At 70.2% G+C, this 21,484-nt stretch carries 18 protein-coding genes and 1 other annotated feature; of the genes, 10 read left to right on the forward strand and 8 right to left on the reverse strand.

Annotated features, from left to right (window positions below):
- The coding region (locus ACLBYE_RS15365; RefSeq protein WP_447694822.1) for a glycosyltransferase at positions 1-620 on the reverse strand (620 nt) is incomplete at its 3' end.
- 333 nt (positions 621-953) lie between these two features.
- Between ACLBYE_RS15365 and ACLBYE_RS15370 the strand changes: the two genes are divergently transcribed.
- The 7 genes from ACLBYE_RS15370 to ACLBYE_RS15400 all read left to right on the forward strand — a co-directional run bounded on the left by ACLBYE_RS15370 (position 954) and on the right by ACLBYE_RS15400 (position 10,657).
- Positions 954-1,763, forward strand: coding sequence for an SGNH/GDSL hydrolase family protein (locus ACLBYE_RS15370; protein ID WP_447694823.1), 810 nt, complete (start codon positions 954-956; stop codon positions 1,761-1,763).
- 124 nt (positions 1,764-1,887) lie between these two features.
- Positions 1,888-2,415, forward strand: coding sequence for an ATP-dependent protease subunit HslV (gene hslV, locus ACLBYE_RS15375; protein ID WP_447694840.1), 528 nt, complete (start codon positions 1,888-1,890; stop codon positions 2,413-2,415).
- A gap of 530 nt (positions 2,416-2,945) precedes the next feature.
- Positions 2,946-4,634, forward strand: a complete 1,689-nt coding sequence (locus tag ACLBYE_RS15380; RefSeq protein ID WP_447694824.1) for a methyl-accepting chemotaxis protein — start codon at positions 2,946-2,948, stop codon at positions 4,632-4,634.
- Positions 4,635-4,782: 148 nt separating this feature from the next.
- A complete protein-coding gene (locus ACLBYE_RS15385; protein ID WP_447694825.1) occupies positions 4,783-6,453 on the forward strand; it encodes a methyl-accepting chemotaxis protein in 1,671 nt (556 codons plus the stop codon).
- A gap of 129 nt (positions 6,454-6,582) precedes the next feature.
- Positions 6,583-6,638 (forward strand) — a sequence feature (sul1 is cis-regulatory element that is thought to sense ions involved in sulfur or methionine metabolism; They are found in Alphaproteobacteria).
- Between the two features lie 60 nt (positions 6,639-6,698).
- Positions 6,699-8,195, forward strand: coding sequence for a SulP family inorganic anion transporter (locus tag ACLBYE_RS15390; protein WP_447694826.1), 1,497 nt, complete (start codon positions 6,699-6,701; stop codon positions 8,193-8,195).
- Between the two features lie 100 nt (positions 8,196-8,295).
- Positions 8,296-9,609: an ATP-dependent protease ATPase subunit HslU gene (gene hslU / locus ACLBYE_RS15395; RefSeq protein ID WP_447694827.1), complete on the forward strand. Its 1,314-nt coding sequence runs from the start codon at positions 8,296-8,298 to the stop codon at positions 9,607-9,609.
- Between the two features lie 160 nt (positions 9,610-9,769).
- A complete protein-coding gene (locus ACLBYE_RS15400; protein WP_447694828.1) occupies positions 9,770-10,657 on the forward strand; it encodes an EamA family transporter in 888 nt (295 codons plus the stop codon).
- 10 nt (positions 10,658-10,667) lie between these two features.
- Here the strand turns inward: ACLBYE_RS15400 and ACLBYE_RS15405 are convergent, their stop codons facing one another.
- From ACLBYE_RS15405 to ACLBYE_RS15420, 4 genes are all read right to left on the reverse strand, one after another.
- Positions 10,668-11,069 carry a PTS sugar transporter subunit IIA gene (locus tag ACLBYE_RS15405; protein WP_010682249.1) on the reverse strand — a complete coding sequence of 134 codons (402 nt, stop codon included), beginning with the start codon at positions 11,067-11,069 and terminating at the stop codon, positions 10,668-10,670.
- Positions 11,070-11,243: 174 nt separating this feature from the next.
- Entirely contained in the window at positions 11,244-11,684 is a 441-nt protein-coding gene (locus ACLBYE_RS15410) for an HPr kinase/phosphorylase (protein ID WP_103985745.1), read from the reverse strand.
- A complete protein-coding gene (locus tag ACLBYE_RS15415; protein ID WP_447694841.1) occupies positions 11,684-13,438 on the reverse strand; it encodes a stimulus-sensing domain-containing protein in 1,755 nt (584 codons plus the stop codon). The genes ACLBYE_RS15410 and ACLBYE_RS15415 overlap by 1 nt, the downstream gene beginning before the upstream one ends.
- Positions 13,439-13,506: 68 nt before the next feature.
- Positions 13,507-14,217: a response regulator transcription factor gene (locus ACLBYE_RS15420; protein ID WP_020094607.1), complete on the reverse strand. Its 711-nt coding sequence runs from the start codon at positions 14,215-14,217 to the stop codon at positions 13,507-13,509.
- A gap of 313 nt (positions 14,218-14,530) precedes the next feature.
- Here ACLBYE_RS15420 and ACLBYE_RS15425 point away from each other — a divergent pair, with 313 nt between their 5' ends.
- From ACLBYE_RS15425 to lepA, 3 genes are all read left to right on the forward strand, one after another.
- Positions 14,531-15,316 (forward strand): HugZ family pyridoxamine 5'-phosphate oxidase, encoded by a 786-nt coding sequence (locus ACLBYE_RS15425; RefSeq protein ID WP_447694829.1) that lies wholly within the window; start codon positions 14,531-14,533, stop codon positions 15,314-15,316.
- Between the two features lie 61 nt (positions 15,317-15,377).
- Positions 15,378-15,578 carry a hypothetical protein gene (locus tag ACLBYE_RS15430; protein WP_010682254.1) on the forward strand — a complete coding sequence of 67 codons (201 nt, stop codon included), beginning with the start codon at positions 15,378-15,380 and terminating at the stop codon, positions 15,576-15,578.
- A gap of 224 nt (positions 15,579-15,802) precedes the next feature.
- Positions 15,803-17,605, forward strand: coding sequence for a translation elongation factor 4 (gene lepA / locus ACLBYE_RS15435; RefSeq protein ID WP_012320039.1), 1,803 nt, complete (start codon positions 15,803-15,805; stop codon positions 17,603-17,605).
- Between the two features lie 104 nt (positions 17,606-17,709).
- Here lepA and ACLBYE_RS15440 read toward each other — a convergent pair whose 3' ends face one another.
- The 3 genes from ACLBYE_RS15440 to ACLBYE_RS15450 all read right to left on the reverse strand — a co-directional run bounded on the left by ACLBYE_RS15440 (position 17,710) and on the right by ACLBYE_RS15450 (position 21,278).
- Positions 17,710-18,027: a c-type cytochrome gene (locus tag ACLBYE_RS15440; RefSeq protein WP_447694830.1), complete on the reverse strand. Its 318-nt coding sequence runs from the start codon at positions 18,025-18,027 to the stop codon at positions 17,710-17,712.
- A gap of 256 nt (positions 18,028-18,283) precedes the next feature.
- Positions 18,284-19,567 carry a PQQ-dependent sugar dehydrogenase gene (locus ACLBYE_RS15445; RefSeq protein WP_447694831.1) on the reverse strand — a complete coding sequence of 428 codons (1,284 nt, stop codon included), beginning with the start codon at positions 19,565-19,567 and terminating at the stop codon, positions 18,284-18,286.
- A gap of 208 nt (positions 19,568-19,775) precedes the next feature.
- The gene (locus tag ACLBYE_RS15450) at positions 19,776-21,278 is read right to left on the reverse strand and encodes an NAD(P)/FAD-dependent oxidoreductase (protein WP_447694832.1); all 1,503 of its coding nucleotides are present in this window, start codon (positions 21,276-21,278) and stop codon (positions 19,776-19,778) included.
- Between the last annotated feature and the right edge of the window lie 206 nt (positions 21,279-21,484).

A 21,484-nucleotide genomic window follows, 5' to 3' on the forward strand; every position in this document is an offset into this window, starting at 1 on the left:
ACGCCCCCGGCGGCGGGGAGGCCGGGCCCGCCGCCGAGGCCGGGGCGGCGGCGGAGCGCGTCGTCCTCCGGCCCGGGATCGGGCGTGAAGGCCGCCCCGTCGACGCCCGTGCCGACCACGTCGGCCCGGGCGCCGTACTCGGCCGCCAGCGTCGCCGCCCAGGTCCGGCTGACGCAGAGCAGGCGCCCGGCATCGAGGATCGCCCGCTCCTCCCACTGCGCGAGCCGCGGATCGGTGAACGTGTCGATCCGGTGGACCGTGCGCACGAAGCCCGGGATGAGGCGGCGCCGGGTCAGGGTGGCGAGCGCGTTGCCGCTGATCCGGCACTGGGCGTGGAAGACGTCGAAGTCGCAGGCGGCGGGCGTCGAGAAATGCGCGAGGTAGTCGGCGATCCGGGCGCCGACCAGGGCGGCGGCCGGTCCCGCGACCGGCTTGGCCGCGACCGAGATCACCGGACACTGCGCCGCGCGGAAGAAGCCGCCGCCGGTCGGGTCGGGCGCGTGGACCACCGCCTCGTGGCCGAGCCTGCCCAGGGCCTCCCCGAGAGCCAGAGCGTGGACCACGCCGCCGCGCGGGTCGGTCGAGTGCGTGAGGATCGCGATGCGCAAGCGGTCGACCATGGGACGGCTCACGGAGCCCCGCGGCCGGTCGGGGGACGCGCCGCGGCCCCGACCGCGCGCTCCGCCGCCCTCTCGGAGACGCGTCGGCGAGTGTTCTGCATGGTTCATGCCGACTCGGCGTCGGGCATGCGGGTGCCGCGACGTCAACGCCGCTGGGGTCGACCCGCCGCGCCGATGTTGCCGCGAATCCTCGGGCAAGGGCGCGCCTCCCCACTCATGCCTAATTTTGCGTTACGAATTCAGTGTGTTTTCAAACTCTGCCCGGAACCGCTCTTTTCAGGGCCCTGTGTCAGATTGTATCTACCGCTCACGAGAGCCGGAGCCGTCGGTCCCGTGTCCAAGACGCTGAACACTGTCTTCCCCGCCCGCAGGATGCTGCGCCGCCTGGGCTTGTTGGGCGCCCTCTTGGTCCTTCCGACGGCGGTCCTCGCCTACGCGGACCTGCTGCCCGAATCCCTGGACATGCTGGGCTTCGACCTGGGCGACAGCCCGGACCTTCCCCACGTCGCCCGCCAGATCGCCATCGGCGCGCCGCTCAAGATCGTCGCCTTCGGATCTTCTTCGACGGAGGGCGTGGGCGCCTCGAGCCCGGCCAACGCCTACCCGGCCCGCCTGCAGATCGACCTGCGCAAGAAGCTGCACGGGATGGACGTGGCGGTCATCAACCGCGGCATCGGCGGCGAGCACGTCGACGACATGCTGGCGCGCCTCGACCGCGACGTGATCGCGGCCGAGCCCCAGCTCGTCATCTGGCAGACGGGCAGCAACGACCCGCTGCGCGGCGTGTCGCTCGACCATTTCCGCGAGGCCACCGTGTCGGCGATCCGCCGGATCCGGGACGCCGGCATCGACGTGGTGCTGATGGAGCCGCAATGGTGCCCGAAGCTCGAATCCACGCCGGGCGCCTCGCGCTTCCGCGACGCGGTGCGCAGCATCGGCGACGAGCTCGACGTGCCGGTGATCCGTCGGGCCGACCTGATGCACGGCTGGGTGCGCGAGGGTAAGCTGACGACCAAGCAGCTCTTCGCCGCCGACGGCCTGCACATGGCCGACCGCGGCTACGCGCTCCTGGCCGAGGCCGCCGCGCAGTCGATCCTGCAGGATGCCGGCCCGGTCCGCAGCCCCGAGGCGGTCGCCGAGTAGGCGCGCGATCCCGGCACCGGCTGGACTCGGCCGGCGAAGCTCCCCATCTCGGCGCGATCGAGAGCGGAGCCGAATCTTGAGCCAGGACGCATTCAGGTACGACGACCGGGGCGCCGTCCCCCAGATGCACGCGACCACGATCCTGATGGTCCGCAAGGGCGGCCGCGTCGTCATCGGCGGCGACGGTCAGGTCAGCCTGGGCCAGACCATCGTGAAGGGGAACGCCCGCAAGGTCCGGCGCCTCGCCAAGGGCGCGGTGATCGGCGGCTTCGCCGGCGCCACCGCGGACGCGTTCACGCTGTTCGAGCGCCTCGAAGCCAAGCTGGAGCAGTATCCCGGTCAGCTGACCCGGGCCTGCGTGGAACTCACCAAGGATTGGCGGACGGACCGCTACCTGCGCCGGCTGGAGGCGATGATGCTGGTCGCCGACCGCGAGGTCAGCCTGCTCCTGTCGGGCTCGGGCGACGTCCTTGAGCCCGAGAGCGGCGTCATGGCCATCGGGTCCGGCGGCAACTACGCCCTGGCGGCAGCCCGCGCGCTGGAGGACAGCGACCTCGACGCCGAGGCGATCGTGCGGCGGGCCATGACGATCGCCGCCGAGATCTGCGTCTACACCAACGGAAACCTCGTCATCGAGGCGCTGGATACCTGAGGGCCGGCCGGGCAGAGCCGGGCTCGCCGGCTCTGCTGTCGCAGCGCTTTCGACCACGGGCACACGGCACAGGGCGCGCGAACGGGCGAACGTGATGGACCGTCATCGGCGCCGCGGCCCCGGTGGCGCCCGTATCCCGTCGCTGCTTCTGCTCACAGGCCGGTGTCAGGCACGGAGTGAGTCCGGCTGACCGCGGAACCCGACATTGTCCGTACGATAGGTGCGGCGCGCGAATACCGTCCGGAGCGGGACTTCGCATCCTGGAAAGTGGCCGTGAACCGGTACTCGTGATGGCGGAACGGCCGGATCTACCCGCCCGCCATCTATTATTTCAGGTTGTACTCGCCGCGAACAGCAGAACGCAGTCCGCTCACGAGAGCTTGATTGCAGATGGAAGGTTTTCGATCATCATTCAGCCGGATTCTGCGGGGCTCCTCGGCGCCGAGTAAGATAATATTTACAGCGTATAATTTATCACAAGCGCCAGGGAACCAAATCCGAATTCCCGAATGGGGCCCTGGGGACTGACTATGCGCTCGATCAACGATGTCCGGATCGTAACGAAGCTGACTGCCGCATTCGGCAGCCTAGCGGCGGTCACGGTGGGGATCAGCGCGATCGGTTACAGTCACCTGTCTTCGATCGAGCGCGTCAATCATCTCACGGAGCACTCGTATCAGGTCATCTCCGCCCTGGACGGCCTCACGCAGTCGATGGTCAATCAGGAGACCGGCCTGCGCGGATACCTGATCGCGGGCGATCCGAAATTCCTTGAGCCGCTCCGCGCCGGCCAGAAGTCTTTCAAGGTGTCCCTGGAGAGCGCCAAGTCTCTCACCGCCGACAACGCCGCCCAGCAGGCGCGCCTGGAGGCCGTGCGCGGCTCGGCGGAGACGTGGTCGAGCGACATCGCCGCCAAGGAGATCGCCCTCGTCGAGGCCGGCAACCTCGACAAGGCCCGGCAGATCGAGGCGAGCGGCGCCGGCAAGGCGTCCATGGACGCCCTGCGCGCCAAGATCGGCGAGGCCGAGAAGGCCGAGCGCGACCTCCTCGCCGCCCGAAGCGACGAGCAGGCGCGCTCCTTCGGCGCCGCCTACCTCGCGAGCCTGCTCGGCAGCGTCGCCAGCGTCGTCATCGCGGGGCTGCTGGCCTTCCTCGTCTTCGCCATGCTGACCCGCCCCCTCGGCCGCCTCGTGGCCGTGCTGCAGCGCATGGCCCGCGGCGAGATCGAGGCCGAGATCAAGGAGGCCGCCCGCGGCGACGAGATCGGCGCGGTCGGGCGTGCCGTGGACGGGATCAAGGCGATGGTCGCTAAGAAGGCCGCCGAGGAGGCCGAGACGAAGCGGATCGCCGACGCGGCCGCCGCGGCCGAGCGCCGCCGGACCATGATCGAACTCGCCGACAGCTTCGACCGCGCCGTCGGCGGCATCGTCGGCATGGTCTCGTCCTCGGCCACAGAGCTGCAGGCGACCGCCCGGACCATGTCGGCGACGGCGTCCCAGACCTCGAGCCAGTCGAACACGGTCGCGGCGGCCGCCGAGGAAGCCGCCTCCAACGTCAACACCGTCGCGGCCGCGGCCGAGGAGCTCGGCTCCTCGGTGCAGGAGATCGGCCGGCAGGTGGACGGCTCGGCGCATCTGGCGCAGCGGGCCGTCTCCGACGCCGATCAGACCGGCGCTCTCGTCCAGGAGCTGAGCAATTCCGTGTCGCGGATCGGCGACGTGGTCGGGTTGATCTCGAACATCGCAGGCCAGACCAACCTGCTGGCCCTGAACGCCACCATCGAGGCGGCCCGCGCCGGGGCCGCCGGCAAGGGCTTCGCGGTCGTCGCCTCCGAGGTGAAGGCCCTGGCCGAGCAGACTGCCAAGGCGACGCACGAGATCTCCGGCCAGATCGCGCAGATCCAGGCCTCGACCGGGCAGGCGGTCACGTCGATCGCCGGCATCACCGACCGGATCCGCGAGATCAGCGGTGTCGCCACCTCGATCGCCGCCGCGGTCGAGGAACAGGGTGCGGCGACCCAGGAGATCGTCCGCAACGTCTCGCAGGCGGCCGTCGGCGCCGGCGAGGTGACGAGCAACATCTCCGGCGTCGCCGGCGCGGCCGAGGAGACCGGCGTCGCCGCCGGCCAGGTGCTGTCGGCGGCCTCGGAGCTGTCGCGGCAATCCGAGCACCTGACCGCGGAGGTCAGCCGCTTCCTCGACACCGTCCGGGCGGCCTGACCGGGTCGGGCGCGGCGCCCGCCGCGCCCCTTCACCATCAGGCCCCTGCTTAGAGGCAAGACAAATAATTCCAGATCAGCTCAGTTTACGACGTCTTGACGAATAACCGGCATTTTGACGCCAATCGCGCCTCGACGGTCGGATAGCTATGAAAATCGGCGGAAAACTCCTGAGCTTCGTCGGCGCCTGCAGCCTGACGACGCTGGTCGTGGCAGGGGTCAGCGTCGCGACGCTGAAGAGCTTCGAGCGCTCGCTGACGAGCGTCGAGAGCGCGTCGATCCGGGCCCTCGACGCCGCGAACTTCAACCGCCTCGCCGCCGAAGTCACCATGGACTCGCGCGGCGTCTACGCCTCCGCCGACCGCGCGGAGGCCGCGAAGTACACCGCCGGGATCCGCAAGGGTCTCGCCGAGATGGACGCTCTGCGGGCCGACTGGGCGCCGCGGGTGACCGAGGCCGAGCGGCCGCTCTTCGAGACGATGGTGCGCAACGCCGACGCGTTCCGCGCCCTCCGCAGCGCCCTCGCGGACGCGGGCGACACGACCGGCCCCAAGGCGGCCGCGGAGCTCGGGTTCAACGACGCCAACCGGGCAAACCGCAAGGCCTTCCAGGCCAGCATCGACGCCCTGGTGAAGCAGGGTCGGGGCGAGATGGCGGCGATCAAGGCCGACACCCAGGCCCTGTTCGAGACGCGCACCCTCCTCCTGCTGGGCCTCGCCCTGATCGGCACCGTCTTCTGCTGCGCCCTCGGCCTGCTCATCGGGCAGCGGCAGATCGCCCGGCCGCTGCGGGCGGTCTCGGACGCGATCCAGCGCCTCTCGCGCGGCGACCACACCCTGCCCACCGTCAAGCCGGGACGCGACGAGATCGGCGCGATCTGGACGAGCATGCAGGTCTTCAGCGACACGATGCGGGAGGCCGAGAGCCTGCGGCACGAGCACCAGCGGCTGGAGGCCGACACGGCGACGCGCAAGCGCGCCGAGATGGCCGGGCTCGCCGAGCGCTTCCAGGGCAGCATCGGCGGACTCGTCGAGCACCTCGCCGGGGCCGCCGCCGGGCTGGAGCGTGCCGCCGCGACCATGGCGGGCAACGCCGAGCACGCCGGCACGCAGTCGCAGGCGGTCACCCGCGCCGCCGAGACGACGGCCCACAACGTCGAGGCCGTCGCCGCCGCCACCGAGGAACTCGCCGCCACCGCCAGCGAGATCGGCGTCCAGGTGACCCAGACCTCGACGGCCGCCGAGAGCGCCGTCGAGGCGACGCGCCGGACCCGGGCGAGCGTCCAGGCCCTCGCCCGCAGCGCCGACGGGATCGGGCAGGTCGTCTCCCTCATCTCCACCATCGCCGGGCAGACCAACCTGCTGGCGCTCAACGCCACGATCGAGGCGGCGCGGGCCGGCGAGGCCGGCCGCGGCTTCGCGGTTGTCGCCACCGAGGTCAAGGATCTCGCGACGCAGACCGCCAAGGCCACCGAGGAGATCGCCGGACAGATCGCTGCGATGCGGACCGCGACCCACGACGCCGTCGCGGCGATCGAGGAGATCGGCGGCACGATCGAGCAGGTCCACGGGATCGCCCTCGGCGTGGCCGCCGCCGTCGAGGAGCAGCAGCTGGCGACCCAGGAGATCGCCCGCAGCGTCTCCGAGGCCGCCAGCGGCACCCGCGCCGTCACCGACACGATGGCGCTGGTCCTGGGCGCGGCCCGCGAGACGGGCGCCAGCGCCGCGGAAGTCCTCGACGCCGCCGCCGACATCGCGCGCCGCTCGATCGGGCTCGGCGGCGAGGTCGCTGGCTTCGTGACCCAGGTCCGCGCGGCCTGAGGCGGCCGGACCGACGCGCCCGTCATTCCGGAACCGCGGAGCCGGACCCGCGATGACGGAGGCCTCGCCGAGCGTTTCCCGGCACGTTGTTGCATTGCAGTGCGCGCGCCCCTAGGGTCGGCGCATTCGCAAGGACCCGGTGAAAGCCCGGGTGGCTCTTCCGGCCGCCGATCCGCCGGACCACGCATTCGAGACGCGCTCTGACCCGCCAGCGACGCGGGCACGCCGCTCGTGCGGATTCATCGATGTCAACACACGCAGCCCGGAACGCCGGATATCTCCGGTCGTGGACCTCCAACCTGCGCGGCGACACCCTGTCGGGGATCGTCGTCGCCCTCGCGCTGATCCCAGAGGCCATCGGCTTCTCGGTCATCGCCGGGGTCGACCCGAAGGTCGGCCTCTACGCCTCGGTCGTCATCGCCTGCACCATCGCCTTCGCCGGCGGTCGCCCGGCCATGATCTCGGCCGCCACCGCCGCCACCGCGGTGGTGATGGTCGACCTCGTGCGCGAGCACGGCGTCCAGTACCTCTTCGCCGCCACGATCCTGATGGGCGTCATCCAGATCCTGGCCGGGTTGCTCCGGCTGGGCCGGCTGATGCGGTTCGTCTCGCAATCGGTGATGACCGGTTTCGTCAACGCGCTGGCGATCCTCATCTTCCTGGCGCAATGGCCCGAGCTCAGCGGCGTCACGCCGGCGACCTACGGGCTGATCGCCCTCGGTCTGGCGATCATCTACGGATTCCCGCGGATCACCCGCGCGATCCCGTCGCCGCTCGTGGCCATCGCCGTGCTGACGGCGATCACCGCGATCTTCCACCTCGACGTGCGCACGGTCGCCCATCTCGGCGCCCTGCCCTCGGCGCTGCCGAGCTTCGCCCTGCCGGACGTGCCCCTCACCCTCGAGACCCTGCGGATCCTCCTGCCCTACGCGGCGACGCTCGCCGCGGTCGGCCTGCTGGAGAGCCTGCTCACGGCGCAGATCGTCGACGACATGACCGACACGGCCAGCGACAAGAATCGCGAGTGCATGGGCCAGGGCGTGGCCAACATGGCCTCGGCCCTGTTCGGCGGCATGGGCGGCTGCGCGATGATCGGCCAGTCGGTGATCAACGTCTCGTCGGGTGCCCGCGGGCGCCTCTCGACGCTCGTGGCCGGCGCGTTCCTGCTGGTGCTCCTCGTGGCGCTGCAGGATCTGCTGGCCGTCGTGCCGGTGGCGGCGCTGACGGCCGTGATGATCATGGTCTCGATCAACACCTTCTCATGGCGCTCGCTGCTGCGGCTGCGCACCAATCCGCTGCCCTCCTCGGCGGTGATGCTGGCGACCGTCCTGGTCGTGGTCGCCACCAAGGATCTCGCGATCGGCGTGCTGGTGGGCGTGCTGCTATCCGGCGTGTTCTTCGCCGGCAAGGTCGCCCGGCTCAACCGGATCACGTCCGCCCTCTCTGCCGACGGCGGCACCCGAACCTACACCATCGCCGGGCAGGTGTTCTTCGCCTCGGCCGGCACCTTCTCGGAGGCGATCGACGTGCTGGAGCCGGTCGAGCGCCTCGTGATCGACGTCCACGCGGCGCATTTCTGGGACATCTCGGCCATCGCGGCCCTCGACCGGGTGGTCCTCAAGGCCCGCGCCCGGGGCCGCGACGTCGTGGTCGTCGGCCTCAACGAGGCCAGCGCGACCCTGGTGGAGCGGTTCGGCCGGCACGACAAGGGCGACGCCGCGGCGGTCCCGGCCGCGCACTGAGGCGGCGACCGGCCGACGCGTGGCCCCTTGCGCGGGGCCGCGCGCGACCCCATTCCCGGCGCGGGGCCGTTTTCGGGCCGGGAACAGGGATGGCAAAGCGGTGACGACGTTCTCTCCCCGCGAGATCGTGTCCGAACTCGATCGGTTCATCGTCGGGCAACACGACGCCAAGCGCGCCGTGGCGATCGCGCTGCGCAACCGCTGGCGGCGCCAGCAGCTGACCGGTCCGCTCCGCGAGGAGGTCGCGCCCAAGAACATCCTGATGATCGGGCCGACCGGCTGCGGCAAGACCGAGATCGCCCGCCGCCTCGCCCGGCTCGCCAACGCGCCGTTCCTCAAAGTCGAGGCCACCAAGTTCACCGAGGTCGGCTACGTCGGCCGCGACGTCGAGCAGATCGTCCGCGACCTCGTCGAGGTGGCGATCGGCCTGACGCGGCAGGTCAAGCGCGAGGGCGTGAAGGCCAAGGCCGAGGCGGCCGCCGAGAACCGGATCCTCGACGCGCTGGTCGGCCCGACGGCGAGCCAGGCTACACGCGACAGCTTCCGGCGCAAGCTCCGCAACAGCGAGCTCGACGACAAGGAAGTGGAGCTGGAACTGACCTCCGGCGCCCCGGCCGGCATGCCGATGTTCGAGATTCCCGGCGTTCCGGGCGCCTCCATGGGCGCGATCAATATCGGCGACATGCTCGGCAAGGCGCTCGGCGGTCAGCGCGGCAAGCCGCGCCGGGTCCTGGTGCGGGACGCCTACGCGCCGCTGATGGCCGAGGAATCCGACAAGCTCGTCGACGACGAGGCGCTCGTCCGCGAGGCGATCCGAGAGGTCGAGAACAACGGCATCGTCTTCCTCGACGAGATCGACAAGATCTGCGCCCGCGAGGGCCGCTCGTCCGGCGACGTCTCGCGCGAGGGCGTGCAGCGCGACCTGCTGCCGCTGATCGAGGGCACGACCGTCGCGACCAAGCACGGGCCGGTGAAGACCGACCACGTGCTGTTCATCGCCTCGGGCGCCTTCCACGTCTCGAAGCCGGCGGACCTCCTCCCAGAACTGCAGGGCCGCCTGCCGATCCGGGTGGAATTGCAGCCGCTGACGGTGGACGATTTCAAGCAGATCCTGACCGCCACCGAGGCGAGCCTTCTCAAGCAGACGGTCGCGCTGATGGAGACCGAGGGCGTCACCCTCACCTTCTCCGACGACGCCGTGGACGCCCTCGCGCGGGTCGCCGTGGAGGTGAACTCGTCGGTGGAGAATATCGGCGCGCGCCGGCTCCAGACGGTGCTCGAGCGGGTGATCGACGAGATCTCGTTCACCGCCACCGATCGGTCCGGCGAGACGGTGCCGATCGACGCGGCCTACGTGCGCGAGCGGGTGCAGGATCTGGCGTCGAACGCGGATCTGAGCCGCTTCATCCTGTAAGGACCGGTCGCGGATCACGCCGGGCCGGCGGACGCCCCGCTGGCCCGGGACGGCGAGCCGTGCGCGCGGATGGCGTGTGCCATGAAGCCGAGCGTGGGCCGCGGCGGCTTCGGCATCTGCTATGCCCGCGCCGGGTCCCGGTCCTCAGGAATGTCGCCCCGTGTCACGCAACAGGTTCGGCCTCGGCGATACGGTGCTGTCCGTGGCGGCGCTGGTCACCGGCATGGTGTCGCTCCAGTGCGGCGCGACCTTCGCCAAGAGCCTGTTCCCGGCGCTCGGCGCGGCGGGGACCTCGGCCCTCCGGGTGGGCTTCTCGGCGCTGATCCTGATCGCCGTCTGGCGGCCCTGGCGGCGCAGCCTCCCGGCGCGCGAGGCCGGCTGGATCGCCCTCTATGGGACGGCCCTCGGGCTGATGAACCTCCTGTTCTACCTCGCCCTGGCACGGCTGCCGCTCGGGCCGGCCGTTGCCATCGAGTTCGTCGGACCGCTGGCGGTCGCGCTGATCGCGTCGCGCCGCCGCTCGGATTTCCTGTGGATCGGCGTCGCGGTGGCCGGGCTCGCGCTGCTGCTGCCGATCGCCGGCGAGGACGGCCTCGACCCGGTCGGCGTCGCCCTCGATCTCGGCGCGGCCCTGTGCTGGGCGCTCTACATCCTGTTCGGGCAGCGTGCCGGGCGGATCGACGGCGGCCAGGCCGTGTCCCTGGGCATGCTGACGGCGGCCCTCGTCGTGGCGCCGTTCGGCGTTGCGGAGGCCGGCTCGGCCCTGCTCGCGCCCGGACTCCTCATCGCGGGCTTCGCGGTGGCGCTGCTGTCGAGCGCCCTGCCCTACTCGCTGGAGATGGTCGCTCTGCGCCGCCTGGACCGGAAGAGCTTCGGCGTGCTGATGAGCCTGGAGCCCGCCGTGGCGGCCTGCGCGGGTCTGGTCCTGCTGGGAGAGCGAATCAGCGCCGTCCAGTGGCTGGCGATCGCGCTGGTGATCGCGGCGTCGGTGGGAATCACCGTGAGCGCGCGGCGCGCGGCTCCGCCGGCGGCCGTCCTGGAGGCCTGATCGCGGAGAACTACTTGCCGGCGAGGACGCGCGAGGCGACGTTGATGTATTTGCGGCCGGCTTCCTGCGCGTGCAGCACGGCGTCGCCGAGCTTCTCCTCGTCGCGGACGCTGGCCAGCTTGATCAGCATCGGCAGGTTGATCCCCGCCACGACCTCGACCGAACCGCCGTTCATGCAGGACAGCGCGAGGTTCGACGGCGTGCCCCCGAACATGTCGGTCAGCACCACCACACCGTCCCCGGTATTCACGCGACAGACCGCGGACATGATGTCCCGGCGTCGCAGCTCCATATCGTCCTCCGGTCCGATCGTGATCGTTTCGATCTGATCCTGTGGACCGACCACGTGCTCCAGGGCGGCCTTGAACTCGGTCGCCAGGAGTCCGTGGGTGACGAGCACCATGCCAATCATCGACACGTGTTCCAACGTCCTGTGTGTGCCGCCATGTTGTGCATCGCACAGCCCCCCACAAGGCGATCGCGACTTTTTTGCCCGGACATTGGCGCGATCATGCCACGGCCGCCGCGTGTGCGCCATGGGGGATACCAGTCTTGGGCGAATCGAGGCGCCTGTGCGGCTGCGAAGTCACGGCCGCGGCTTTCGCAGCGCCGCACGAACCAGGAGCGGTGCGAGGCCGGCCGCCCGCGCGCCCCGATCGAGGACGAGGCGCGGTACGGCGAGGCCGAGGATGTCCGCGGGTTCCGGCGGTTCGGGCAGGCGCGGCGCCGTCTCCACCAGGTCGACGGCGAGATGCAGCACCGCCTCCGGCCGCACCGCCAGGCCGAGATCGGCCGCCGACAGGATCCCCTGGCCCCGGACCTCGACGCGTCCGGCGAGCGCGGGATGGGGACCGGCCGTGATTCGCCCGTCGCGGATCGCGCAGACGACCCGGTCGTCCGCCACGAAGGCCCCGTCCGGCGCGGCGGCGAGCAGGAGCGCGAGGCTCGATTTGCCCGCGCCCGAGGGACCGCGAATCAGGATCCCGGCCCCGCACAGCGCGACGCAGGCGCCGTGCAGGGTGACCATCAGGCGTGGAGCTGCCGCGGCGCCGCCGGCAGGCGCACGATGAAGCGGGCGCCGCGCACCGTCGGCTCGCCGTCCTCGTCGGGGGCGCCGGGCCGGTTCTCGGCGCGGATCGTGCCGCGATGGGCCTGGACGATCTGGCGGGAGATCGACAGGCCGAGTCCGGAATTCTGGCCGAATCCCTGCTCCGGCCGGTCGGTGTAGAAGCGCTCGAAGATTCGCTCCAGGGCGTGCTCCGGGATGCCCGGGCCCTCGTCCTCGCAGATCATCTCGACCTCGCCGCGCACGCGGCGCAGCACGACCCGGACCTTCGCGTCGGTCGGCGAGAACGAGCGGGCGTTGTCGAGGAGGTTGTTGACCACCTGCCCGAGCCGGCTGTCGTGGCCGATGATCGTGAACGGCGCGTCCTGCTCCGAGCCCGTCGCCTCGACGTCGAGCTGGATCAGGCAATCCTTCGGGCGCCGGCGCTCGTTGGCGACCGACACGACGGTGGTGAGCAGCCGCCGGAGATCGACGCGCCGGGCCTCGGCGCGGGCGAGCTCCGCGTCGAGGCGCGAGGCGTCGGCGATGTCGCTGATCAGACGGTCGAGGCGCTTCACGTCGTGCTGGATGATCGCCATCAGCCGGCCACGGGACTCGTCGGTCTTGGCGAGCGGCAGCGTCTCGACCGCGCTGCGGAGCGAGGTCAGCGGGTTCTTCAACTCGTGGCTGACATCCGCCGCGAAGCTCTCGATCGCGTCGATCCGCCGGTAGAGGGCCTGGGTCATGTCCCGCAGGGCGCCCGACAGGTGGCCGATCTCGTCCGTGCGCTCGGTGAAGTCCGGGATCTCCTCGCGTGTCTTGATGCCCATGCGGACCTTCTCGGCGGCCTCCGCGAGGCGGCGGACCGGTCCCGCGATCGCGCCCGCCAGCAGGAACGAGAGCACCACCATCACCGCCGAGGCGACGAGGAAGACCTGCAGCAGACCGAACCGCTCCGAAGCGATGACCCGGTCGATGGCGTCGCCCTGGGTCGAGATCAGGAGGGCGCCGCGGACCGAGCCCGCCCGGTGGATCGGCACCGCCACCGAGACGGTGGTCTCACCGAGCTTGTTCCGGCGCACGAGGCTGCCGCGGTTGCCGCCGAGCGCCGCCTGGACCTCCCGGAGCGAGTGCCCGTTCACCGGCCCCGTCTCCTCGGCAGTCTCGGTCCGGCTGCGGAACAGGCCGCCGAGCTTGGACTGGACCGCCTCGAAGGCGGATTCGAGGATGCCCGGCTTGTGGGGCTTCGGCTCGAGCGGGTCGGGCCGGCTGGCATCACCGCGCTTGAACAGGGTGCGGGTGTCGAACAGGAGGCCGCCCTCCTGATCGTAGACCCGGGCGCGGTTGCCCGTCGGCGTCACGAGGCGCGACAGCAGCGGCGCCACCTTCTCGGGGTTCAGCGAGAAGGCGAGCGGCTGCGATTCCTCCTCCGCCGCCTCGCCGGCCTGCTGCTGGAGCAGCTTGTCGGGATCGATGCGGATCGTGTCGGTGTCCACCGAGGCCGACGCGGCGATCGCCCCCGCGATGATCTCGCCCTGGATGGCGAGGCTCTGGATCCGGGCCTGGATCAGGCCCTGGCGGAACTGGTTGAGGTAGAGGAACCCGACGAGGAGCGCGATCAGCCCGACGAGGTTGAGGACGACGATGCGGCGCGTCAGGCTCGACGAGGCGCGCTGGCCGACCGCCTCCCACACGGCGCGGGGCCAGCCGAGCGGTCGGGACAGGGTCTGGGCCAGGGAGGCGCGGGGCGGGGCATCCTCGGTCTGAGTCTGGGTACGTGCGGCCACGGGGCTGATCCTGGAGATCACGCCTCCTTGAAGCGGTAGCCGACGCCGTAGAGCGTCTCGATCATGTCGAAGCTCTGATCGGTGACCTTGAACTTCTTCCGCAACCGCTTGATGTGGCTGTCGATGGTCCGGTCATCGACGTAGACTTGGTCGTCGTAGGCCGCGTCCATGAGCGCGTTGCGGCTCTTCACGACGCCGGGGCGCTGGGCGAGCGCCTGAAGAATCAGGAACTCCGTGACCGTCAGCGTCACTGGCTCGCCCTTCCACGTGCAGGTGTGTCGCTCGGGATCCATCATCAGCGCGCCGCGCTCGAGCGACCGGGCCGCGACCTCGGCCTCGCCGCGGGGCGTGCTGCCGGGGGCCTCCTTGGCGAAGCGCCGGAGCACTGCCTTCACCCGCTCCACCAGCAGGCGCTGCGAGAACGGCTTATGGATGAAGTCGTCCGCGCCCATCTTGAGGCCGAACAGCTCGTCGATCTCCTCGTCCTTCGACGTCAGAAAGATCACGGGAAGGTCAGATTTCTGCCGCAGGCGTCGGAGAAGCTCCATCCCGTCCATGCGCGGCATCTTGATGTCGAAGATCGCGAGATCGGGCGGGGAGTGGCGCAGACCGTCCAGCGCGGAGGCCCCGTCCGTGTAGGTCTGGATGCGGTAGCCTTCAGTCTCCAGCGCGATCGACACAGAGGTGAGGATGTTCCGGTCGTCGTCGACGAGGGCGATGGTCGGCATGCGCGGTCCCTGACTGAACGGGCTCAGGCGCGGTCCCGGCTCTTCGCACAGGCCGCGCCACGTCCCGGCCCCGAGGGGGCAGACAAAAACGCGAACCGGGCAGTTTGGGCGCAGCCCGGCACACGCAAAGGGACAGGTGCTTTAGTACGGCCGATCGGAAAAAGCGAGCGGCGGTCATAGCTTGGCCGTAACACGGGAGCGCACCGGTCTCTCCGCGGCCCATCTGACGCGGTCGCGGTGCCTCGCGCCGCCGGCGCTGCGCCGCTAACGTGGCGGCGAAACCCGGCGACTGTCCGGAGGGGAGGAATCGCGCATGGGCGAGACGATCGACACGGGTCCGGGCTCGGGCGGACCGGCCCGTCCGCTGCCGGCCGAGGCGGCGCCGTTCGACGCGATCGGCCTGTCGCGTACGCTCCTGCGCAGCGTCCGGTCCGGGGCGCTCGCGACCCTGGAGCCGGACGGCACCCCCTTCGCCTCCCTCGTCACCATCGCCACCGACGCGGACGGCACGCCGCTGATGCTGCTGTCGCGGCTGTCGGCCCACACCCGCAACCTGCTGGCCGATCCGCGCTGCTCGCTGCTGTTCTCGCAAGGCGGCAAGGGCGATCCCCTCGCCCATCCCCGCCTGACCGTGGTCGGCCGCGCTCTGCAGACCGCCGAGGCGCGGGCCCGGGAGCGGTTCCTGGCCCGGCACCCGAAGGCCAAGCTCTACGCCGACTTCCCGGATTTCGGCTTCTTCGCCCTGGCGCCGGAGGCCGGCCACCTCAACGGCGGCTTCGCCAAGGCCGCGACCCTGACCCGCGACCAGCTCCTCCTCGACCTCTCGGACGCGCAGGCGATCGTGGCGGGCGAGCGCGGCGCCGTCGAGCACATGAACGCCGACCACGCCGACGCGCTGGCGCTCTACGCCGCCGGCGCCGGCGGCGCGGCCGACCTGCCCTGGCGACTCACCGGCCTCGACCCCGAGGGCATGGACCTGATGGCGGCTGACCGCACCGTGCGCGTCCCCTATCCGGAGCGCGTCACCGACATGGGTGCGCTGCGCAAAAGCCTCGTTGCCATGGCCGCGCGGGCGCGCGCGACCGGTGCGGACGCGTAAACGCGCAAGGACTTGGCGATCAGGCATGGCGAAAGGTCGCTGACCGCCCCATATCGGCCCCATGAGCGATACCCAGACAGATACCTACCCCTTCAGCCTCGACGTGGAGCCGGTCGGCGAGAGCGGCTCCCTGTTCCAGTGGAGCATCCGCAAGCACGGCAAGCTGCACCAGCGCTCGGACCGGAAGCATCCGACCGAGGCCAAGGCGCGCTCCCACGGCGAGGCCGAGATCGAGCGACTGATCCGCGACCGCGGTCGCTGAGCCGGATCGCTCCTCGGCGCCAGACACGATCATGACCCGGGGGCCGGCTCGTTCCGGCCCCCGTTCGCTTGCGTGCGATCACCGACCGGCCCCGCTCCCGCCCGGGCGCTCAGGCCGCGCTTGGCGCCTTCCCGCCGCGCTGCTATCTCGCGCGGGAGCCGCTCCATCCGAACACGTCCCGACGTCAGACGGTGCGCGCCGGCGCGCGCCCGAACGGAATGCCGATGACAGCCCCGATCGACACCATCCGCAACTTCTCGATCGTCGCGCATATCGACCACGGCAAATCGACCTTGGCCGACCGGCTGATCCAGGCGACCGGCACGGTCGCGCTCCGCGACATGAGCGAGCAGATGCTCGACTCGATGGACATCGAGAAGGAACGCGGCATCACCATCAAGGCGCAGACCGTGCGCCTGGAGTACAAGGCGCAGGACGGCAAGGACTACGTCCTAAACCTGATGGACACGCCCGGCCACGTGGACTTCGCCTACGAGGTCTCGCGCTCGCTCGCCGCCTGCGAGGGCTCGCTGCTGGTGGTCGACGCCTCCCAGGGTGTCGAGGCGCAGACGCTCGCCAACGTCTACCAGGCGCTCGACGCCAACCACGAGATCGTCCCGGTCCTCAACAAGGTCGATCTGCCGGCCGCCGAGCCGGACCGGGTGAAGGAGCAGATCGAGGAGGTGATCGGCCTCGACGCTTCCGACGCCGTGCCGATCTCGGCCAAGACCGGCCTCAACATCGAGGCGGTGCTGGAGGCGATCGTCACGCGCCTGCCGCCGCCGAAGGGCAACCGCGACGCGCCCCTGAAGGCGCTCCTCGTGGACAGCTGGTACGACGCCTATCTCGGCGTCGTGGTGCTGGTGCGGATCATAGACGGCACCCTCAAGAAGGGCATGACCATCCGCATGATGGGCGCCGACGCGGTCTACGGCGTCGACCGGATCGGCGTGTTCCGGCCGAAGATGGCCGACATCGATGCGCTGGGCCCGGGCGAGGTCGGCTTCTTCACCGGCTCGATCAAGGAGGTGGCCGACACCCGCGTCGGCGACACGATCACCGAGGACAAGCGCCAGACCACCGAGATGCTGCCCGGCTTCAAGGAAGTTCAGGCGGTGGTGTTCTGCGGCCTGTTCCCCGTGGACGCGGCCGAGTTCGAGAACCTGCGCTCGGCCATGGGCAAGCTCCGGCTCAACGACGCTTCGTTCTCGTACGAGATGGAGAGTTCGGCCGCGCTCGGCTTCGGCTTCCGCTGCGGCTTCCTCGGGCTCCTGCACCTGGAGATCATCCAAGAGCGGCTGGAGCGCGAATTCAACCTCGACCTGATCTCCACGGCGCCGTCGGTGGTCTACCGGCTCAAGATGCGCGACGGCGAGATCAAGGAACTGCACAATCCGGCCGACATGCCGGACGTCATGAAGATCGAGACGGTCGAGGAGCCCTGGATCCGCGCCACGATCCTGACGCCGGACGAGTATCTCGGCGGCGTGCTCAAGCTCTGCCAAGACCGGCGCGGCGTCCAGATCGACCTCAATTACGTCGGCAAGCGCGCCATGGTCGTCTACGACCTGCCGCTGAACGAGGTGGTGTTCGACTTCTACGACAGGCTCAAGTCGATCTCGAAGGGCTACGCCTCCTTCGACTACCACGTGTCGGACTACCGCGAGGGCGACCTCGTGAAGATGTCGATCCTGGTGAATGCCGAGCCGGTGGACGCCCTCTCGATGCTGGTCCACCGCACCCGCGCCGAGTCGCGCGGCCGGGCCATGTGCGAGAAGCTGAAGGACCTGATCCCCCGCCACCTGTTCCAGATCCCCGTCCAGGCGGCGATCGGCGGCAAGATCATCGCCCGCGAGACGATCAAGGCGCTGTCCAAGGACGTCACCGCCAAGTGCTACGGCGGCGACATCTCGCGCAAGCGCAAGCTCCTCGACAAGCAGAAGGAAGGCAAGAAGAAGATGCGCCAGTTCGGGCGCGTCGAGATCCCCCAGGAGGCGTTCATCGCCGCCCTGAAGATGGACGATTGAGGCATATCGTCTTTGCGAGCGGAGCGAAGCAATCCAGTTGCGCGACGCTCGTCAACGGTCCGCTGCCCTGGGTTGCTTCGCTCCGCTCGCAATGACGGTGGTGCTCATCCCGGCGGCAGCACGTCGACCTGGATGCCCGCGTAGTACGCCGCCAGATTGGCGATGTCGGCGTCGGAAAGCTCCTTCGCGACCACGTTCATGATCTCGTTCTGCCGCTTGCCGTCGCGGTACTCGGTGAGCGCCTTCACGAGGTAGGGCTCGACCTGCCCGGCGAGGTTCGGCGCCTCCGGCAGCTTCGAGAGTCCGTCCATGCCGTGGCAGGTCTGGCAGGCGGTCGCGCGCTTCTTGCCCGCGGCCGCGTCGCCGGCCTGCGCCGAGAGCGGGACAAGGGTGGCGGCCAGGAGGAGAAGCGGGCGGATCATCGGGCGAACTCAGAGTGACGCTGGCACAAAGGGTCAGTGTAAAAGGCGCGGGTCCCCTCTCCCGTGCGGGAGAGGGACAGGGTGAGGGATCAGGTCGCTCCGAATGGAGTGGACCCTATTCGGCGCATCGCACGCGTGCCTGATCCTGAAAGGTCTCGTCCCTCACCCTACCCTCTCCCGCTCGGGAGTGGGGGTCCGTCGCGTCTGTCCGCAATGGGGGCGTCCCTCTTGAGAAGGGGCGCCCGGTCGCAAAAAACTACTTCTCGTAGGAGATCCGGTAGATCGCCCCGGCGGAATCGTCCGAGACCAGCAGCGAGCCGTCGAGCATCACCGCGACGTCCACCGGGCGGCCGAGATACTCGCCGTCGCCGGTGAGCCACCCTTCCGCGAACGGCTTGACCGACTCGACCTTCCCGTCGGCCCCGAGCTTGGCGAACATCACCCGGGCGCCCACCGGCTCGGTGCGGTTCCACGAGCCGTGTTCGGCGATGAAGATCCCGCCCTTGTACGACGCCGGGAACTGTTTGCCGTTGTAGAAGGTCATGCCGAGATCGGCCGCGTGCGGCGGCAGCTCGGCCTGCGGGGCGACGGCGTCGGCCGGCGGGGTCTGGTCCTTGTACTCGACCGTGCGGACCGAGCCGCCGCCGAACCACGGGAAGCCGAAATTCTCGCCCGCCTTGGTGGCCCGGTTCAGCTCACCCGGCGGCTTGTCGTCGCCCATGCCGTCGACCTGGTTGTCGGTGAACCACAGCGACTTGTCGGTGTTGAAGTCCATCCCGACCGAGTTGCGGATGCCGGTCGCATAGACCTCGCGGTTCTTGCCGTCGGCGTCGATGCGGATGATGCCGCCGATGCCGGTCTTCTTGTAGAGGTCCGCCTTCTCGGCGGGCGGCACGTTGTAGGGCTGGCCGAGTGCGATGTAGGTCTTGCCGTCCGGCCCGACCCGGCAGACGCGGGCGGTGTGGTTGAAGCTCTCCTCGGAGGCCGGGATCAGCTGTCCCTGCTTGACCAGCACGCCGGCGGCGACGTCCGGGTTCTCGTAGAAGAACTCGGCGGCCGGGAAGGCCAGGACGCGGTTCTGCTCGACCACGGTGAGCACGCCGTCCTTCGAGAAGCAGACGCCGTTCGGGATCTTGAACGTGATGCCCGGCGCGAAGGGGCGGACCTCGTCAGCGACCCGGTCCTTGTCGCGGTCGGTGACCGTGTAGATCTTGCTCTTGCGCGTGCCGACGAACAGCACCCCGGCGTTGGGACCGACCGCGATCGCGCGCGCGTCCGGCACCACCGCGTACAGGTCGATCTTGAAGCCGTCCGGCAGCTTGACCTTCGACAGGTTCTTGCGGATCGCGTCGGCGCGGCGGCCGGTCTGCGGGATCTCGGCGGCGGCCTGCGTGTCCGTGCTGTGGAAGCCCTGGAGCTTCTCGAGGTCGTCGGTCTTGGCCTTGGTCTCGGCAGGGGCCGCACCCTGCGCCAGGGCGGGGAGCACCGCCGCCGGCATGGCCACGCCCGCGAAGAGCGCGGCGAGAAGCAGAGATCGCATCGATAGAATCCTCCCGGCGGCCCTTGGACCAGGGCATTACCGGGAGGGAACGATAGGGGCGCCGCAGAGACCGGCAAGCCGCGCCGGTGACGCGGCTCGCGCCGTGTCGCCGACCGCGGGGATTCCGATCGTCACCTCAGTGGGGTCGCACACTCCGTCATCGCGAGCGAAGCGAGGACGGGCAGGCCGACCCGACGACCAGTTCCCCTCAGGCGACCTTGCGCGGGACGAGGCGCTCGCTGCCCAGGGCGACGTCCGCCCCCGACACGCCGGACTCGGTGTACTCGGCGTCCTCGTTCACCCGCCAGACGTCGTGCCGGCGCCGACCGCAGAGAATGTTCTCCACGGTCAGCATCGCGGTCATCATCGCGTGGTCCTGGTTGTTGTACTTGTGCATGCCGTTGCGGCCCACGAGGTGCAGGCTCGGGAAATCCCGTTCCAGCTCCCGCCGCACGGTGACGACGTGGCCGGCATACTCCTCGTCGTAGACCGGGTAGGCCTTCGGCTGGCGGACCACGCAGGCATCGACGACGTCGGCCGGGTCGATCAGGCCGATCTGACCGATCTCGCGCTTGGCGAGCTCCACCAGCTCCGAATCGTCGGCGTTCCAGAGGCCGTCGCCCTCGAAGCAGAAATACTCTAGGCCCAGGCAGGTGTGGTCCGCGTCCGGCACCATCTCGGGCGACCACGAGCGGAAATTCTGCACCCGGCCGACCTTCACCGACGGGTCGTGGATGTAGATCCAGTTGTCCGGGAAGTTCTTGTCCGACTTGGCGATGAGCGCCACCGTCAGGAAGTCGCGGTACTTCAGCGCCCGGGCGTTGAAGGTGCTGAGCGGCCGCGGGCGGATGGCGTCGACGAGCTCGCGGACCGGGGCGGACGAGACGACGTTGCGGGCCGTGAAGGTCTCGCGGCTGCCGTCCGAGCGGCGCGCCGCCACCGTCCAGATGCCGGTGCCGGCATCGTAGCTGAGGGAATCGACGCCGCGGTCGAGCTTCAGCTGCCCGCCCTGGGCGCGGATCTTGGCGGCTGCCGCCTCCCACATCATGCCGGGGCCGCGGCGAGGATACCGGAACGACTCGATCAGCGTCTTGATGACCGGACCGCCGGCCTTCGGCGCCTTGCGCAGGCCCAGCGACCGCTTGATGCCGTCGCGGATCGCCGCCCCGAGGTCGAGCCCCTTGATGCGCTGCGCCGCCCAGTCGGCCGAGATCGCGTCGCACGACATGCCCCACACCTTCTCGGTGTAGGTCTTGAAGAAGATCGAGAACAGGCGCTCGCCGAACTGGTTGCGGACCCAGGCGTGGAAGGTCTTGGGCTCCGGCACCGGCCGCAGGCGGGCGTAGAGGTAGGAGGCGACGCAGGCCGCGCTGGTGAGGATCCCGAGGTTGCGCAGAGCCTCGAAGGCCTTCAGCGGGTAGGCGTAGTAGCGCCCGCGATAGTAGATCCGCGACAGGCGCGGGCGCTCGATGAAGTCGTCGGGGAGGATCTCGTCCCAGAGATCGACCACGGCCTGGGACTTCGAGAAGAACCGGTGGCCGCCGATGTCGAACAGGTAGCCGTTATGCGAGACGGTGCGCGAGATCCCGCCGACCTGCGCCGGATCCCGCTCCAGGACGGTGACGGAGCGGCCCTTCTTCGACAGCAGGTAGGCGGCAGTCAGACCCGCGGGCCCGGCGCCGATCACCAGCGTCTCGGTGTGGTGGCTCATCCCATGCTCCGGCGATTGGTGCGGCGCGCGACGCGCAGGACGCCGACCGGACGCCAGGATGCCCGGTCGTGGTTAAGGAATCGCTGGCGCCGCGGGGCCGACCCGACGGCCGGGCCGCGCGTCCGGTGCCCTTTGACCGCGCGTTAAGCCGAACCGCGCGAGCATGCCGGAGAGGGCATCGACGGCCCGCCCGGGTGATCCACCAA

The sequence above is a fragment of the Methylobacterium sp. A52T genome (assembly GCF_053346095.1).